Consider the following 16,845-nt stretch of genomic DNA (forward strand, 5'->3'; position numbering starts at 1 on the left):
ATCCTACAGGTACACCGTAAAATATCACCTGTAGGAGTCATTAGCATAAGGCATCTTCAAAAAATAAATAAGTTAGTATGGTAACTTATTATTTATCTTCAGATACAATGCGGTTTTGGTGAACTCCATCACCTTTTAACTTGTAATTTGATTTTACTACACTGAAAATAAATTGTCTAGACATAGGGTTAAACAACTTTCCAATAGTTAGTAATTAAAATGTCTAAGTTATTTTTTTATAGGAACCCAATTAAAAATATTATATAATCATATTATAAATATCAATGAGGAGTGAAACCAATGATCTTTACTTCAAAAAAAGAATATAGAGAAGAAGTTCTAACTAGGCGTTCAGATACTTCCAATGAAATTAGAGAACAATGGAATGAAATTATTTTTAATAAATTAATCAGTAGTGATTACTATAAAAAGTCCTCTGTGATTTTTACCTTTGTATCCTTTAAGGATGAAGTGGATACCCACAGGTTTATTGAATATGCCTTAAAGGATGGTAAGAAAATTTGTGTACCTAAAGTTCCTTCGAAAAAGCAGGGCATGGAAGTTTATTTTATAAATAGCTTTGAGGATTTAAAAAAGGGGTATTTTGATATTCTCGAACCTTTGGAAGGCTGTATTAAAGCCTCTGCAGAGGAAATTGATTTTATATTAATGCCAGGAGTTGCTTTTGATAAACAAGGGAATAGAATTGGCTATGGCGCTGGATTTTATGATAGATTTCTTTCAGAGCTTAAAAGGCAGGTTCCTAAAATTGCACTGGCATATGATTTTCAACTTTATGAAAAAGTGCCAACGGATGAGTTTGATGTTAAGATTGATGGGGTTATTACAGAGAAGGATTTTATAACTTTTTAAAGTTATAATAGTAAGCACCTATCCACATATCTTATGAAAATTGCTTACAACTTGTTGAGTTTATAGTTACTAAAATAAATTTTCACCTAAACTGAAACTTTTCTATTGAAAAAACGTTCACAGACCAAAATAAAATGTACCCTATAGGGTAGACAATTAAAAAAGTCTAACCTATAGGTTTTTTTCTTTACAATCATTACTCTTATAATTTACCTACTAGTAATTCTTGAATTTCCATTGCCATTGCCCAAACATTACAATCTTGGTTAGCAAGTACTATAACTGTTGCATCCACAGATGGATAGTAATTAAATTTACAAGCTACTCCCGGATTTACCCCATCTTTTGTAATTAGTAGTATATACTCTTCATCTTTTCTAAAGATGAATTCAAAACCATAACCCATTTTAACAGTAGCTTTTTCATATTCTCGATAAACCACCTTTGGTGTAAATAAATCCCTTGTTAATTCCCTTGATAAAACTTCCTCATTATAAAGCTTATGGATGAAGATATCTAAATCCTCAACTGTTGTAAAAGCTCCTCCATCTGGAGAGCCTATGGGTGGATAGGAATATATATTTTTTCTCCATTCAATAAATTCATCCTTTTCATTACAAACCATAGCATAGCCTTCTGCTACATTTGCATTTACTCCATCCATACTATAAAACCCTGAATTTGTCATTCCTATTTTTTCGAAGACTTCCTCTTTTATATAATCCCTATATTTCTTTCCTGTAATTTTTTCTATAACTAAGCCAAGAAGTATAAATGCCACATTATTATATCTACAGCCTTCCCCTGGGGCAAAATTAGGTGCTTTGTGAATAAATTGAGGTAAAAAATCAACTAGCTCTCTTATGGAATAGTTTGGTTTAGTCTTCCAAATTTCCTCATAGCTTTCACCTGCTTCTTCCTCTGCATCATCACCAATTCCTGAGGTGTGAGTTAAAAGATGATAAATAGTAACTTCCTTTGAAATTGTTGTGTCTTTTATATCTAGTATTTCTAAAACTTTATCTTGAAAGTTTAAATCACCTTTTTCAATTAATAGTAATACTCCTATAGTGGTAAATAACTTAGTTACAGATGCAGTATCAAACTTTGTATCAACAGTATTTTTTACTTTCCACCCCTTATGAGCGTATCCATATGCACCACTAAATAATATATCATTGGCTTTTTTAACTAGTATTGCTCCTGAAAAATCTTTCTCAGCTGCATACCTTTCAACTATTTCTTTAATTCTTTCTTCAATTTTCATTATATATCCCCCATATTATCTATATTTGAAGTAAACATTCATTTCAAACTTTTCTTCAAGGTTCCTTTTATAAAATATTTTCTATTCTTAGAAGCGTGCTAATCCTCATCCTTTAGATTATCAAAGTACTCTTCTCTTGTAAGTGCATAGAATGGCTCTCCATTATAAAATTCAAATTCCTCTGAAAGCCCAGCTACTATATACTTGAATTTAAAACCCATATTTTCAATAACGTTCTTAGATCCAAGGTTATCCGGTTTACAAAGAGCTACTATTTCATTTAGTTCTATAACACTAAAGCTATATTGGAGCAAAGCTGTACTTGCTTCCTTAGCATAACCTTTTCCCCAATATTCTTTCCCTATTAAATAGTAAATTTCTTTCTTGCTAATATCATAATTTAATATTCCTATTCCACACCATCCAATGTGTTTTCCGCTATCTTTTAGAGTAATATTAAAAGAATACTTGAAGTCTTCACCAAACCCCTTATCATATGATTTAATTAACCAATTAAATAATCCTTTATATTCCTGAAAACTCATAACATCCATATCTAAATACTTAAATAGTTCCTTATCCTGCATTAGCTGAAAGCATTGTTGTAGGTCATCTTCTTTATATGGCCTAATAATTAGTCTCTCTGTTTCCAGTCTCATATCTTTTACCATACTTGTCCCCCCTTATATGCCTAAATTAATCACCAGTGAATTTTAAAAAACTATTTACAAGTTACATTTTACGTGGAAGATAACAAGAAAAAAATATTAAAATATATATTCTTTTCTTCTTATATTGTTAAGAAGATATAGTGTTTATGTGGGTTTTAGCCACTTTCCCTACTTAACATAGATGACTCTCCAGGGACATACCTCTGTAATACCTATATTCTTGTAAACCTCACGAGCTATTGGATTATTATAAAATAAGTATGGATACTTTCCTTCTTTTAATAGCATTTCAAAGAGTCCTATTAAAGCTTCGCTACCATAGCCTTTATTTCTATGTTTAGGATTAGTAACAACCCCTATGACTATAGCACCTTTCTCTCCTTCTCTAACTGTGGAACAAGAAGAAACCATTTCCCCATGAATACTAAAATAAGCAGTACGGTCAGTGGTGTCTTTAAGCCTTTTCATTTCCTCTTGAATATATTCCCTTTTATCACTTGGAAGTACATCTCTGTATTCTTCTGTTGACATGAGTAAATCATATTGCATTGCAATTTCCTTTTCTGTTTTAATAATACCTATTGGTAAATCTTCATATCTTCTTTTAGCTTTAATATTTTTTATAACCCCCATATAAGATATAGTATCTTCTTCAACCTTCACATAAGGTAAAAACTTTTCCATAAGGCCACTTGGACCTGATAGTTTCGAAAAAGTCAATTTCCACAATATATCTTCATAAATGCTAATACTTCTATCTTCTGGACAGTAGTAAGTTACGTTGTTAAAGTTATTTAATAATATAGATTTCAATACACCTTCCTCATACTCTCCAAATACGCGAAAGCCTTCTCTTCTATAATTATTCCTTACTAAATCTTCAACAATGAAATAATAATTTGTGATTTCTACCCCAAAGAGACCCACAACCTCTTCATGATTTTTACTTGTTAATTCTACAATCCCCATATTTTTATCCCCTTATATACTTTTTTAATATCTTAAATCCTTCCCAGTAATAATCTGGTGTTTGAATTTTTGCCCAACTACAAATGTCTAAGCCACTTTAAATAACTTAACATTTTATTTACCTTCTAATTCTTCCATTACTTTCTTTCCACTTAAGTTATTAGGATTTAATTCTACTGATTTTTTATAATTTTCTAAGGCTTTTTTCTTATCTCCATGAGCTAAATACATTTCTCCTAAACTATCATAAAGATTTGAGGCCTCTGGAAACTCTATAATACCTATTTCTAATATTTCTATTGCTTCTTTAATTGCCTTTGCAGCCAAAAGACCATAAGCTATAGAATTAAAGCCTCTTTCATTAACATAGTATTTATCAATAGATTGCTCCTTTATTTTGCAATACTCTTTTAATGTAGCCTCATAGCCCTTTTCAACAATTATTTTTGCTATATGCTGCGGAAGAGAAGTTTTTACCCTTTCAGGTTCAAGGCCTATAACCACATCCATAAGTGTAGTAGTTAAGCTATTCATTGACATATAATCCGAATTTGACATGACTACTAAAGCTGAATTACTATCAGGAAAAAGTATTAAGTTACTCAAATATCCAGTATCCCCACCACTATGGGATTTAACTTTATGCCCTTTATGCTCTCCTAAAAACCATGCAAGTCCAACTTTTATAGTATGACCTTCCCAACCAGTAACTGCTTGTTCTCTCCAAAGTTCTAAGTAGCTTTCCTTTTCTAAAATTCTTTTCCCATGAAGCTCACCATAGTTCATGTTTGCAATGGCATAATTACACATTTCCACTACATTTGAACAAAGAGTAGAACTTGGACCGTGGCAGCGGTTATAAGGATAGATTTCACTAACTTTAGGCCCAAAGCCTCCTTCAATTCCCAAAACATGAGGAGTTGTTATTAATTCCTTTGAAACTAGTGGCTTATTAAAATCACTGTCCTTCATATCTAAAACATCTAAAATATTCTTTTTCATATATTCTTCAAAAGATACTCCTGAAACCTTTGCAATAACATCCCCCAGTATTTCAAAAGCAATGTTACTATAAGCAAACTTTTCTCCTGGATTCCACATAAGGGCTTTATCCTTTTGTGCTCTTACATATCTCTCTAAGGCCTCTTCATCATATTGAGGCTTATCCCACTCATAATCTGGTTCATCTGGCATTCCTGATATGTGATTTAATAACTGCCTTATGGTAATTTCCTTATATCTTTCATCTTGAAGCTGAAAATATGGTAAATACTCCACCAAAGATGCATCTAGCTTTATTTTTCTCTTTTGAACTAACTGCATTATTCCAGTGGCTACAAAGGTCTTTGATACTGATGCCATGTGAAAAAGAGACCTTTCTGTAACAGGATCCTTTGTTTCAACATTTTTAACACCAAAGCCTTTTCTGTAAATCACTTCATTGTTGTAAACTACCCCTACTGCTAACCCCGGGATTGTCTCATTGTCCATAAACTCCTTTATAACCTTATCTAAGTTTCCAATAATTTTGTTTTTAACTTCCATGATAATCCCCCCCCTATTTACTTGTTTTATTTTTATATTCTATTTTTATATCTTACTTTTCCACAGCTCTTATAATGAACAACTTCATTCTGTTGAGAGACTTTGGAAACAGATTTAGGCTGACACCAAAGCGATTTTTCTAAACTGAACAACTGTGCCTTATAAAGGTTTGCAGACTGATACTTCCAAAATTTATTTAAATACTATGATTATTCCCTAGAAGAAATTTGAATCCATTTGCTAATTCCATATCAAGGTCCATATAAGTATGTGAACCTAAAAACTCCTGATACTCATAGGTATATCCTTTATCTTCTATCAACTTTGCGAATTCTTTATTTGCATTATAGTGAACTATTGCATCTTTTTCATACTCTCCAAAAGTCATATAAAAATCTAGCGGTAGCTTGTGAGCCTCTTGGTACATTTCTATGATTTTGCCCTTTTGGTTTTCGCCTTCCCCAGAAGTCCAATACATTGATCCTGATTGGCAAAATACCTTGCCGAATATCTCTGGATGTCTAAAACCTATAAATGCAGAATTAAGACCACCATAACTAAACCCACCAATAATTGTGTTTTCAGACTTCCTAGTTACATTGTAATTTTCATATATGAATGGTAATAACTCTTTCGCTACAAGGTCTGAAAACTTCTCACAGCAGGTAAGCTCTATATCCCTATCTACTGCTTCAATAAAAGCAACACATACTGGTGGAATTTCCTCTTTGGAAATTAAGTTATTAAGAATTGTTATAAATTTTGTTACATGAACATAATGCCAACCATCAGTAAAAATAGCTAATGAATACGGCTTAGAATTTTTATCGTAACCTGCTGGTGTGTACATCCATATTCTTCTTTTATTGTTTAAAACGCTACTTTCAAATTCCTCAATAACTTCTACTTTCCCCTTGGCTACCTGTGGTTCTTCAATTGTCCAGCTATTTTCTTTGTAATCTGGTAAGGCTATATAAGACTCCTCTTTACATATTAAATAAGGTTCAGGATCCTTGTCATACTCTACGCACACATATTTTTGCGGGTTTAGAGGATCTATGACAAAATTGAACTCACTCCAATCTTGGTTATCTTCACCATTGAGTACAAAAATATATACTGCATGTGCCTCTTTATTTACTATCCATGACCTAAAATGCAAGTCAGTGCCCATCATCCTATATAATTTTGTAAAATCAGGATCCATGCCAAAGATCTCCCCAATAACTCTAATGTTATCTATAGGCTTTATTTCTCTCCAAAGTAAAGTAACAAGGCAATTTTCATTATCCCCCTCTATTTCTTCTATAAGAGGTGCACCCTTTTCTTTAACTTCCTCCCAAAATAACTTAAGTGATTCTTCTTTGTTAACTTTTATATCTTCATATAATTTTCTTAGTCTTGGACTTTCTATTTTTCTAGTATTCATTTTAATTCCCCCGTATTTTAAAAAATTCTTTCCCTAAATTCATATCAGTTAACTTAAGTCCCTTTAAGACCCCTAAGCTATGATATAAAGGTACAGCTTCATCCTCTATAGCCATACACTAATACTTTCACAAAAAAATTAAGGATGCAGATGAACAACTCTTCATCTACATCCTTTTTTTATTTATACAAACTTAATGCATGGTAAATAAACTTATTCCATAAACTCATATTATAAATTCCATGTGAAATATACTTTAATAAAATCTATGGATAGCCTAAGAGTATAGCATGTTTTATAATTTAAAGTCTACACCTTAGTCTTTTTAGCCCTTAAAGTCCATAGTTTTACATAAACTATACCTCAGTTTACATGATAAGTTTAGAATTCATTGCATTAAAAATATATAATAAAAAGCCGTGATGCAAACCAACACAGCTCCAATTTCAATTATTTTCAAGTAACTATAGTAAAATAGCAATAAATTTAGGTTATATCATTGAAAGGGTTACCCCTTATACCTTTAAATGATATTTGAAAATAAAAACCTATAGTATTTATTGTTAAAACTATAATTCACTTTAATATACTGAAAAGCAAGGAAATGTAATTGATGTTGTTCATCCTTATAATTAAAATCTTAAATCCATAGCAAATAAGCCTAATTAAAAATTAAGGTTAAAAGTATACTGCTATAAATTTTATGTGATTTTAAAACTACTAGAATAATAACATCATAATCATTACTTTCCCTCTCTTTCACTTCCAATAATTTAATTATATTGATTATATTACCACAAGTCAATATAATTAAACTTACTTTTTTAAATATTCAGCCTCTTTACTTGATTTATCATTATACTAAACTCATCAGCTAAAAAATCTCATAAAAAACAGCAATACAGTTAATTTATATAACTTATTGCTGTTCTTTGCTATATGTTTAAGGTCTTGTTTTATCCTTATCTTTATTCTTTTCTTCTGACTTTTTAGAATCTTCCTTGTCTTTCTCTTGAGCTTTTTTAGCCTCTTCTTTTGCCTTTTCTTCAGCCTTCTTAGCTTCTTCTTTAGCTTTCTTTCCTGCTTCTCTAGCTTCTTCGGCTGCTTTTTTTGCTTCTTCTCTCTCCTTCTCTTGAGATGCCTTATATTCTTCTTTTGCTTCCTTTTCTATATTTTTAACTTCATCTTTAATTTTAGTTTCGTCCTTAGCCTTCTCTTCTACTTTTGTCTCCTCTGTCTTTGTAGGCTCTCCACTTTGTATAGCTTTTTCTTCTACTTTTTCTATTTTTTCATTTGCCTGTTCAACCTGCTTCATACCTGACTTAATGTAGTTTTCTGCTTGCTCAACTAACTGCTTCACTTCTTCTTTTGCAGCCTCAGCAAGATCCTTTAACTCTTCAAGCTCATTTTTTAAAGCTTCTGCAGCCTTTACCTTTTCTTCTGCTAATCTAATTGCTTCAGCATCTCCACTTTTTCTTGCTGCTTGTAGTTCTTCCTGAGCTAGTTTAAATTGCTCTTTTGCATCAAAGAAAGCTGTTTTTGCTGCATAAAATCCATTAATAGCGGTAATTGTTTTATCTTGATCATTCAGTGCATTTTCTATAGCTTGTTTGGACTCTTCTGGAGCTTTCTCAAGAATTGTTTTTAGTATTTCTTCACTTTTACTATAGGCTTCATTAAGATCTTCAAGTGTCTTCACAGCTTCATCTTTAGCTTCAATTGCATTATTTATATGCTGTGCTGCTGAAGCTAACATCTCCATATAATCAGTTGCTGCTTCATTTGCAAGCTCATCTTCACCTTCACTAATCATTACTGCTGCTTCTGCCGCTCTTTCTGTAGCTAATTTTGCTTGAAGAGCTGCTAACTTTTCTTCGCTTTGAGTAATTGCAATTTGAAGGTTTTCTATGGCAACTTCTAATTTATAAAATATAGAAGTTGGCAATACTCCTGCTGAATCTTCAATTTCTTCTTCATTTACTGGGGCAGGCGTTTCTGTAGATTGTCCATTTGTAGGTGTAGACTCTTGCTCTTCTGTAGCTACTTCAGTTTCCGGTGTAGTTGTTTCCGTAACAACTACATTTGCAGCTTCAGTAGTTTCTGTTTGTGTAACTACTTCATTACTAGATTGCTCATTAGTATTTATATTTGTAGCTTCACTTGCATACACCTTACCCCCTATACTCGTTACGTAAGTTGCTAGCAATAATGCGACTATTTTCTTTTTCATTTCAAATCCTCCCACATATTAATTTTTTATTGTACTTTGTTGATATAAATATACGGATATATAGCTTCAGTTTGTGGGGTAATTATTAGAAAAATTTACTTAAATTAAAATTTTTCTAATATTTAAACATAACAATTAAAAAAATTCCTCCTCACACTAGTTATTCAACTATCCCTGTGTAAAGAGGAATTAATTTAATACAGCTTTCGATTAAATTCCAATTAAAGCTATAAATAATGTTTTTATGAAAATTAAAATATACTAATTAAGTCAGCTACTTCTTCAAGGATATAATCATAATTTGTAACTTTCCCAAACCCATAACTAGCGTACACAAAAGGAATATTTGCCAGTGATGCTCCATCACAATCTCCCTGAGTATCTCCTACATACACTGAAACTTTAAGGTTATTTCTCTCTATAATCTTTTTTATATTTTCTCCTTTTACAAGTCCAGTGTTACCAGCACACTCAATATCTTTAAAATACTTGCCCATATTGTGGTATTCTAAAAAAGTTTCTATGTATCCACACTGACAATTGCTTACTATAAATAAAGAATACTTTTCTGATAAGATTTTTAAAGTATCCTCAAGATTAGGATAAAGTGTCCCACCTTCCTTAAGAAGTAATTTCTTCTCTTCCTTACAGCAAAGTTCCATAATACCTTCTGTAGTGACTTCATCTACATGTGGAAGTAGTTTCCTTCCAATATCCTTAATTAAAAGACCCATGGTTCCTTGTAGTTCCTTTAAGGTTATTGGTTCTCTAAATTGTCCATTAGTTGAAACTACCTTGTTCCAAGCCTTCATGATTACTTCTGTGGAATCCCATAGTGTTCCGTCTAAATCAAAAATAATTGAATCAATATTCATTGCTCTTTCTCCTCGTTAAATTATATTAATAACTACTATTAAAACTATCTTTATTCTTTGTTTCTTTAATCCTACTTAATTTATTTAAATTATACTTGAATAAACAGAGGTAATCTCTGCTAAATATTCACTGTCTTACTATATAGTATCACATAATTTGAACTATTATTTGTGATTTTACTTATAAAAAAATGTTGTATATATTAACTAATCTAAACATATATGTAGTTAGTATTTTTTATTCAACACTTTCATGTGATAATATTGCTAAAATAGTTAATTTCCTTTTTTCTACTTTTGCAATTCAAAACTTTAAATATTTCATTTAATTTCATTTTAAAAATCCACTTTTTACAAACCAGCTTCTCTAAAGCTAAATATTCTAACAAATTAAATAAGTTTTCCATATAGGATTAAAAGGTAATAATAACTTCATATGAAATTCATTTTTGCAATTCTTGCATCTTTCTCGAGAAAACAAGAGAAAACCTTACATAACCAAAGCTATAATTGTGCCACTGCAAATTGCCACTTTAAACAGCCTTTTTAGGCTTAAAATTGAAATTGAATATAGCATAATAACTGTATATAATAGCATCTATGTAATTTAACTTTGAAGTTTTTATATAAATTGAGGTGATTAAAATGTTTAAGGCATTAAAGGCTTTGCTGATTGGTAAAGCATTAAAAACTGAAGAATTAAGTCATGAAAAGTTTAATGTACTATGGGGACTCCCTGTACTCTCAAGCGATGCTATATCTTCTGTAGCTTATGCTGGAGAGGAAATATTGTGGGTGTTAGTGCCAATATTAGGGCTAGCAGCTTATAAGAATATGTTCTATGCAGCACTCGCAATTGTACTTCTATTATTTATACTAGTATTTTCTTACATGCAAACAATAAACAGCTACCCAAATGGTGGTGGTTCTTATATAGTTTCAAAGGACAATCTAGGCACTATTCCTTCTTTAGTTGCAGCATCAGCTTTAACTATTGATTATATCCTTACAGTTGCAGTAAGTACTAGTGCTGGATCATCAGCTATAACTTCAGCTTTCCCGGTACTGTTGCCGCATAAAGTTATAATAACCTTATTTTTTATTGTTATTTTAACTATTGGTAACTTAAGAGGAATTAAAGATTCTTCTAAACTCTTTGGTGTTCCAACTTATTTATTTATTTTTTCTATTTTAATAATGATAGTAACTGGTGTTATAAAAACTCTTGTGTTTGGGGTAACACCTTCAAGCATCATTGATATTCCACAAGCTACTGGAAATATAACTCTTTTATTATTCTTAAGAGCTTTTGCCTCTGGATGTACAGCTTTAACAGGGGTTGAAGCCGTTAGCGATGGAATTCCTAACTTTAAGGCACCAGCACAAAAGAGAGCAAAAACAGTTTTAATTCTACTTTCTTTTATAGTTCTTATGATTTTTGGTGGTTTATCTTATTTAGCTACTTTATATAAAGCCGTTCCAAATCATGAAGTTACTGTAATTGCTCAAATTGCTATGCAAGTTTTTGGTAAGGGCTCAATTATGTTTATGGTAATTCAATTTACCACTGCTTTAATTCTAATTATGGCAGCAAATACGGCTTTTGCAGACTTTCCACTACTACTTTCCTTTATAGCTAGAGATGGCTTCTTACCAAGACAGCTATCAAAGCGCGGAAGCAGACTTAGCTTTTCTAACGGAATAATTCTTTTAGCCTTGGCTTCTTCTTTTCTAGTTATAGGTTTTCACGGAAATACACATTTACTAATGCCTTTATATGCTATTGGAGTGTTTATCTCCTTCACTCTATCTCAGTTTGGAATGTTTAGAAGATGGACAACCTCCAAATCTGAAGGTTGGAAGCACAAGGCAGTAATCAATGGAACTGGTGCTTTAATTACAGCTATAACAGCTACAATAATTGGTTCAACTAAGTTTTTTCATGGAGCATGGATAGTTTTTATCCTAATACCTTTATTTGTCCTTATAATGTACAGAGTAAAACTCCATTATAATAGCGTAGCAGAGCAATTACGTATTGATAGCTTGCCACTTTGTTTAAACAATAAACCAATAGAAAACTATGTAGTAGTGCCAGTGGATACCTTTAATAAAGCTTTTATAAAGTCATTAAACTATGGAAAAACTATTAGTGATCATATAGAAGCTTATCATATCTCCATTGATGATGAAAAAACCGAAAAACTACAAGATAAATTTAAAACGGCTAATTTAAATAGTCTACTTGTTATAGAAAAATCTCCTTACAGAGTTTTGACTAGTACACTATTTAAGCATATTTGTGCCCTAGAAAAACACCTAGGAAAAAATACTATGATTACTGTAGTACTGCCCCAGTTTGTAGTAGATAAATGGTGGCATCAACTACTTCATAATCAAACATCTTTATTTATAAAAGCTAGGCTACTAAAAAAACGTAATATAGCTATGGTAACAATACCATACTTAATTGAAGAGTAATGATAATTAGTAAAAAAGACTCAAGGTTTTATCCTTGAGTCTTTCTATCATAATAGACTATAATAATTTTCATTGTTTCAACTCAGTAGCTAGTAAATATTCACACATGAGCTTAATTCTTGTAACTATGCAATCTCATCTATGTTTTTAATAATAACGGGAGTAGTAATGTCCTTTTTAGCCTTTGTAGATGCTAAACTTGCAACATTCACTAAGTCATTTAGAAATACAAATATTTCTTCATCTTCTTTAAACTTCACTCTACCTCCTGTAATTCCCACTGCAGCTGAAACAGGAATATTATTGAAAAATGGATATTCCTCTATAGTTTTTACTATATTCTCAGCTAATAGTTTACAATCATTTGAAGAGTTAGATGATACTATGGCAAACTCATCTCCAGCATATCTACATAAATAACTACCATCTTCTAGACAATTCTTTAGTATATCTGCTACGCCTTTTAATATCATGTCGCCAGCTATATGTCCATACTTTTTATCAATACATCCGAAATTGTTTAGGTCTAAAAAAGTTATTGTAGCATTCTTTCCATGTCTTATAAAATTAAAGGCATGGTAAAACATATATTCTTTCTTATACAGCCCAGTAAGCGAATCTAAATGTTTTCCTAATTCAATCTCTAAAATTGATCTTGTTACATACCCTATAACCTGACCTTCTTTTTCTACTAGTACAATACTACCTTTTTTGTTGTAATCGAAGATTTGCTTTACTTCCCATATGCACATATCATAATTAACTACTATATATTTATGAGACATTACATCTTCTGCTATTCTATTTGGGTGGGCTCCAACTAATTCATCTTTTGTAATTACACCTACTATTATATATTCATCATAAACAGTAAAACACTCTATAGATTCTTGATGAAAAATGTCCTGAATTTTTTTAGTTCCATTCAACACATCAATCTTCATTATCTTTTTTTCTATTATATCAAAAACCTTTTTTATCATAAGTCGATTGATTTGCTAACATTAAGAGTTATATTTACTTGAGCTCTTATAATCATTGACTCGTTAGCAATAATGCCTCCTTCTTCCATAATTATAGGAATAAGTTTATCTTGTGATAACATATTTAGTAAAGATTTTCTTACAACAATGGCTTCAATAAATTCATGCTCAACTTTAATTATTTCATATTGCTCTGGTGAAAGTACATCTACCATCCTTCTTACTGCTTCTGGTCCTATAGGTGCTCTATTGCCAACTAGTAGTACATCCTGCATTGGCGGCATTTCAAATTCTGAAAACCTCATATTTATTTCTGCTTTTTTGCTGCCCTCTATTCTATTACCCATAAACCTCTCACCTCCCATAACACTAAGTAATATATTATCATATTTTGTCTAATTTTTCTATTATATGCAAAATTTTTGTATGAAATACTGGTTATTTATCCAATATATAACATTAATGGATTAAATCTTAACTTATCATTAAAAACTTATAATATAATTTAGTTGATAGTTTTATAATAAAATCACTTAAAATATGCAAAAATTAAAAACTCAAGGTTCTATCCTTGAGTCTTTTTAACACAAATAGTTTTATAATTTTACTTTATTCTTTTTCCTGAATCTATTTGCAAAACCTATGGAAAGTAAAGTTATTATAAATATTCCAAAACTTATATCTACAATTCTTTGCTCAGGTTTCTGTAAGTAGTTATAGATTGGGTACTTAGTTCCGTAGATAGCACATGCACTAAAAAATAGCATGTTGATTAAATATACTTGTTTCCTATCTTTTGAATATTGATACCCATTGTACAAAATTAAAACAATTAGGATAACCATTAGTCCTATATCCATAGTACTTGTTCACCTCTTCTCTTTTAATATTCTCTTAATACCCTTAGAAACTTTAATTGATACCATATTATAATTGTAACATAATCTATATACATTATAAATATAATTTTACTATTTTTACATATAATGTATTGATTTAAATTATGTATGACTTACATTTCTAAAGTTTAAATTATATATTGAGAAAGAGAAAAATTTTTTCAGTAAATAATATTATTTAACTTCAAATATCTCCAAATCCCTAGGAATACGAACTCCTGAAAAAATCGATGATACTTCATTAAGTACTACTTCTTCAGTTTTGCTAAGCAATATAGGCATTAGATAAGGATTTTTTACTTTTTTCTACAAATCAACAATCCATGATTACTAATTCCTAACAGGCTTTTTTCTCTGCTCATAGCTACACTATAGTCATTCCATAATTTATAATTTTCATCATTTAACTCATTAATAGAATTTCTTAATAAGGAACTTATGCCGTCAGTTGCTACATGATCTATAATATCAACATTAAACCTACTCATAAACTCCTCCATTTCTGTAGGAGTTGTAAAAAAGCCTACTGTGTAAAAGCATTGGTCCCCACCTTCTTTACAATATCCCTTACTTAATATTTCTTCCACAAAAGTAGAACTAAAATATTCTCTTTGGTGAGCCATTACCACATGAACTATATAGTGCTTATTAATATATGCAACTGCTAAAGTTCCACCTGGTTTTAATGCTCTTAAAGATTCCTCAATACATTTTATTCTTTGCTCTTCATTTGTAAGATGATACATTGGTCCAAGACAAGTTACTACATCAAAAGTTTCCGATTCATATCTGCTTAAATCAGTAGCATCCACTACAGCAGTTAATATGTCCAGTTTAGAATTCCTTGCTTTAATTTTTTCCTCAATAATATCTACATGTTTTGGTGTTAAGTCTGTGGCAACTACTGTATTTCCTCTCTCCCCATAATAAAAGGAATAAGCACCCGTCCCTGCACCTAGTTCAAGAATCTTATGGCCTTTAGAAATATACTGATTTAAAACAGTTGTTGTAACATGAAACTCAATTTTCCTTGAACTATCCAAAACTAGTCTATTATCCTCATCATACCTATCGTAAAAACTTATAACATCTCCCATATTCTCTTTCCCCCACTTTTTACAAATATATTAACAGAACTATTAGATTCCTGTGCTAGATTACACCTCTTTATTTATGCATTATTTAATTTTGTATTTTCATTTTCTATGGATTGCACTACTTCACTAGTGCAAAACATACTAATTTTTGATTTTTCCCAAAAACTATGCTTTCACCTCCTCATAGAATGTTAATCTTTAATTTATGGTTATTATATTCCACAAAATGTATTAATTTCCTCCTTTTACAACAAAATTCTGTATAAATCTCCTAAAAATATGTAAATAAAAAAGCCGCAGATCATTAACCACGACTTTTTTAACTTACTATTTTCATAAAATAACTGAGAAAGAAACTTCCTTCTCTTCATTTTAGTCTTTTAATGTATCTATGTTTTATTATTTAATATTCAGCTTGATAGGAGTTAATCTAAATAAAATCTTAACTATAAATGTACAAACTTTATTAGAACATTTATAAATAGAAATTACTTTGAAATTTTTGCTGAATCTGATACAACAGCTTTCTCTGGTAGAAGAAATTGAACGTATCTAAGTAAAACATACAATACTATGATAACTCCCACTACCTCTTGAAACTTTATTAGATATTGTAAAAAGCCAATGCCTTGGCCAGACTTATTTAAAAACCCATTAGTTAACTTCATTGCAATACCACTTATTATAAGTGGAAATGTAAACCCAGAATAACTTGGATAGAATTTTAATTTTAAAAGATTAAACATTTTAATAATAACTACTACATACATGAAAATTGATAATACCATTAAAACCCAAACTATTGCCATAGTTTTAGTTTGAAAAGAATTCATATACCCAGCTAATAATAAACTTGCTGGTGCTGCAAATATAGCAAGGGTAGGTAAAGTTGGTTCTGGCATTTCCTTAACCTTTAAAACTCTATAAGTAACTATTGGTAAAAGTATTATATAAGTTATAAATCCAAACCAAAAGGATAACTTGCCTACAGTCGACATGCCATATGCAGGTCCTGTCACACTAGCTACCACTATACCCACATAAACTATGAACCAAGATGGAAATACTTGTTTAACTTTAAAATTTAGTACAAATTTCTTTGTAAACCATAAAATTAATATAACATGTATTGCTAATCCTATAATCCATACAACAAAAGCAAATTGTGGAGCATAAGGTTTAACATAAGTTGATAATATCATGATAGCCATTGAAAAAGTCGGAAACACACTTCCTACCACTGGATTATCTATGGCTTCTGCTACCCCCTTTGGATACTTTATCATCTTTGCAATCATTAAAATAAGTAGTATTGCTGATACTAGTCCGAATATATTACGATATACTTCTCCATAGGATTGTACAAGATTGCCTGTAGCTGCCAATCCTAGCATTAGTCCCACTATTGGAACTGGGCATTTTTTCAAAACTTGACCCATTAAAGCCTTCCCCCTATAATAAAAGTTTTAGAAGTTTTCATAAACTCCGTCAATAGTATAACATATGTAATTGCTATTATTTTATTG

The 16,845-nt window shown here is 30.8% G+C and carries 14 protein-coding genes and 1 riboswitch; of the genes, 2 read left to right on the forward strand and 12 right to left on the reverse strand.

Translation table 11 applies throughout. The features are described from left to right. Nucleotides 1–24: 24 nt before the first annotated feature. A riboswitch (Fluoride riboswitch) is annotated at nucleotides 25–142 on the reverse strand. Between the two features lie 158 nt (nucleotides 143–300). Beyond that, nucleotides 301–873: a 5-formyltetrahydrofolate cyclo-ligase gene (locus C661_RS0119505; RefSeq protein ID WP_017417022.1), complete on the forward strand. Its 573-nt coding sequence runs from the start codon at nucleotides 301–303 to the stop codon at nucleotides 871–873. 202 nt (nucleotides 874–1,075) lie between these two features. On the opposite strand, the gene C661_RS0119510 is transcribed toward C661_RS0119505, so the two are convergent. The 7 genes from C661_RS0119510 to C661_RS0119545 all read right to left on the reverse strand — a co-directional run bounded on the left by C661_RS0119510 (nucleotide 1,076) and on the right by C661_RS0119545 (nucleotide 9,859). Next, the gene (locus C661_RS0119510) at nucleotides 1,076–2,140 is read right to left on the reverse strand and encodes a serine hydrolase domain-containing protein (protein WP_017417023.1); all 1,065 of its coding nucleotides are present in this window, start codon (nucleotides 2,138–2,140) and stop codon (nucleotides 1,076–1,078) included. A 98-nt stretch (nucleotides 2,141–2,238) separates the two neighbouring features. Next, nucleotides 2,239–2,811 carry a GNAT family N-acetyltransferase gene (locus C661_RS0119515; RefSeq protein ID WP_017417024.1) on the reverse strand — a complete coding sequence of 191 codons (573 nt, stop codon included), beginning with the start codon at nucleotides 2,809–2,811 and terminating at the stop codon, nucleotides 2,239–2,241. A 168-nt stretch (nucleotides 2,812–2,979) separates the two neighbouring features. Beyond that, nucleotides 2,980–3,780, reverse strand: a complete 801-nt coding sequence (locus tag C661_RS0119520; protein WP_017417025.1) for a GNAT family N-acetyltransferase — start codon at nucleotides 3,778–3,780, stop codon at nucleotides 2,980–2,982. Between the two features lie 114 nt (nucleotides 3,781–3,894). Then, nucleotides 3,895–5,325 carry a serine hydrolase gene (locus tag C661_RS0119525; RefSeq protein ID WP_017417026.1) on the reverse strand — a complete coding sequence of 477 codons (1,431 nt, stop codon included), beginning with the start codon at nucleotides 5,323–5,325 and terminating at the stop codon, nucleotides 3,895–3,897. 196 nt (nucleotides 5,326–5,521) lie between these two features. Further along, entirely contained in the window at nucleotides 5,522–6,754 is a 1,233-nt protein-coding gene (locus C661_RS0119530; RefSeq protein ID WP_017417027.1) for an alpha/beta hydrolase, read from the reverse strand. 943 nt (nucleotides 6,755–7,697) lie between these two features. Further along, nucleotides 7,698–8,984, reverse strand: coding sequence for a DUF5667 domain-containing protein (locus C661_RS0119540; protein ID WP_017417029.1), 1,287 nt, complete (start codon nucleotides 8,982–8,984; stop codon nucleotides 7,698–7,700). A 251-nt stretch (nucleotides 8,985–9,235) separates the two neighbouring features. After that, nucleotides 9,236–9,859: an HAD family hydrolase gene (locus C661_RS0119545; RefSeq protein ID WP_017417030.1), complete on the reverse strand. Its 624-nt coding sequence runs from the start codon at nucleotides 9,857–9,859 to the stop codon at nucleotides 9,236–9,238. 645 nt (nucleotides 9,860–10,504) lie between these two features. On the opposite strand from C661_RS0119545, the gene C661_RS0119550 reads away from it, so the two are divergent. Beyond that, on the forward strand, nucleotides 10,505–12,340 hold the full coding sequence (locus C661_RS0119550) for an APC family permease (protein ID WP_017417031.1): 1,836 nt from the start codon (nucleotides 10,505–10,507) through the stop codon (nucleotides 12,338–12,340). A 125-nt stretch (nucleotides 12,341–12,465) separates the two neighbouring features. On the opposite strand, the gene C661_RS0119555 is transcribed toward C661_RS0119550, so the two are convergent. The 5 genes from C661_RS0119555 to C661_RS0119575 all read right to left on the reverse strand — a co-directional run bounded on the left by C661_RS0119555 (nucleotide 12,466) and on the right by C661_RS0119575 (nucleotide 16,758). Beyond that, on the reverse strand, nucleotides 12,466–13,323 hold the full coding sequence (locus C661_RS0119555) for a diguanylate cyclase domain-containing protein (RefSeq protein WP_017417032.1): 858 nt from the start codon (nucleotides 13,321–13,323) through the stop codon (nucleotides 12,466–12,468). After that, nucleotides 13,320–13,670, reverse strand: a complete 351-nt coding sequence (locus C661_RS0119560; protein ID WP_017417033.1) for a hypothetical protein — start codon at nucleotides 13,668–13,670, stop codon at nucleotides 13,320–13,322. Before C661_RS0119560 ends, C661_RS0119555 begins: the two co-directional genes overlap by 4 nt. A gap of 249 nt (nucleotides 13,671–13,919) precedes the next feature. After that, nucleotides 13,920–14,183 (reverse strand): hypothetical protein, encoded by a 264-nt coding sequence (locus tag C661_RS0119565; protein WP_017417034.1) that lies wholly within the window; start codon nucleotides 14,181–14,183, stop codon nucleotides 13,920–13,922. A gap of 335 nt (nucleotides 14,184–14,518) precedes the next feature. Continuing rightward, a complete protein-coding gene (locus C661_RS0119570; RefSeq protein ID WP_017417035.1) occupies nucleotides 14,519–15,319 on the reverse strand; it encodes a class I SAM-dependent methyltransferase in 801 nt (266 codons plus the stop codon). Nucleotides 15,320–15,807: 488 nt separating this feature from the next. Next, nucleotides 15,808–16,758 carry a TDT family transporter gene (locus tag C661_RS0119575; protein WP_017417036.1) on the reverse strand — a complete coding sequence of 317 codons (951 nt, stop codon included), beginning with the start codon at nucleotides 16,756–16,758 and terminating at the stop codon, nucleotides 15,808–15,810. Nucleotides 16,759–16,845 lie beyond the last annotated feature (87 nt).

The organism is Clostridium tunisiense TJ, from assembly GCF_000300195.1.
GTDB classification, from domain to species: domain Bacteria; phylum Bacillota; class Clostridia; order Clostridiales; family Clostridiaceae; genus Clostridium_J; species Clostridium_J tunisiense.

Excerpts from the sequence above, each read along its gene's own strand:
- C661_RS0119545 (WP_017417030.1), bottom strand. The coding sequence starts at position 9,859 with ATGAATATTGATTCAATTATTTTTGATTTAGACGGAACACTATGGGAT.
- C661_RS0119530 (WP_017417027.1), bottom strand. The coding sequence starts at position 6,754 with ATGAATACTAGAAAAATAGAAAGTCCAAGACTAAGAAAATTATATGAA.
- C661_RS0119560 (WP_017417033.1), bottom strand. The coding sequence starts at position 13,670 with ATGGGTAATAGAATAGAGGGCAGCAAAAAAGCAGAAATAAATATGAGG.
- C661_RS0119515 (WP_017417024.1), bottom strand. The coding sequence starts at position 2,811 with ATGGTAAAAGATATGAGACTGGAAACAGAGAGACTAATTATTAGGCCA.
- C661_RS0119565 (WP_017417034.1), bottom strand. The coding sequence starts at position 14,183 with ATGGATATAGGACTAATGGTTATCCTAATTGTTTTAATTTTGTACAAT.
- C661_RS0119520 (WP_017417025.1), bottom strand. The coding sequence starts at position 3,780 with ATGGGGATTGTAGAATTAACAAGTAAAAATCATGAAGAGGTTGTGGGT.
- C661_RS0119525 (WP_017417026.1), bottom strand. The coding sequence starts at position 5,325 with ATGGAAGTTAAAAACAAAATTATTGGAAACTTAGATAAGGTTATAAAG.
- C661_RS0119540 (WP_017417029.1), bottom strand. The coding sequence starts at position 8,984 with ATGAAAAAGAAAATAGTCGCATTATTGCTAGCAACTTACGTAACGAGT.
- C661_RS0119550 (WP_017417031.1), top strand. The coding sequence starts at position 10,505 with ATGTTTAAGGCATTAAAGGCTTTGCTGATTGGTAAAGCATTAAAAACT.
- C661_RS0119575 (WP_017417036.1), bottom strand. The coding sequence starts at position 16,758 with ATGGGTCAAGTTTTGAAAAAATGCCCAGTTCCAATAGTGGGACTAATG.
- C661_RS0119570 (WP_017417035.1), bottom strand. The coding sequence starts at position 15,319 with ATGGGAGATGTTATAAGTTTTTACGATAGGTATGATGAGGATAATAGA.
- C661_RS0119510 (WP_017417023.1), bottom strand. The coding sequence starts at position 2,140 with ATGAAAATTGAAGAAAGAATTAAAGAAATAGTTGAAAGGTATGCAGCT.
- C661_RS0119555 (WP_017417032.1), bottom strand. The coding sequence starts at position 13,323 with ATGATAAAAAAGGTTTTTGATATAATAGAAAAAAAGATAATGAAGATT.
- C661_RS0119505 (WP_017417022.1), top strand. The coding sequence starts at position 301 with ATGATCTTTACTTCAAAAAAAGAATATAGAGAAGAAGTTCTAACTAGG.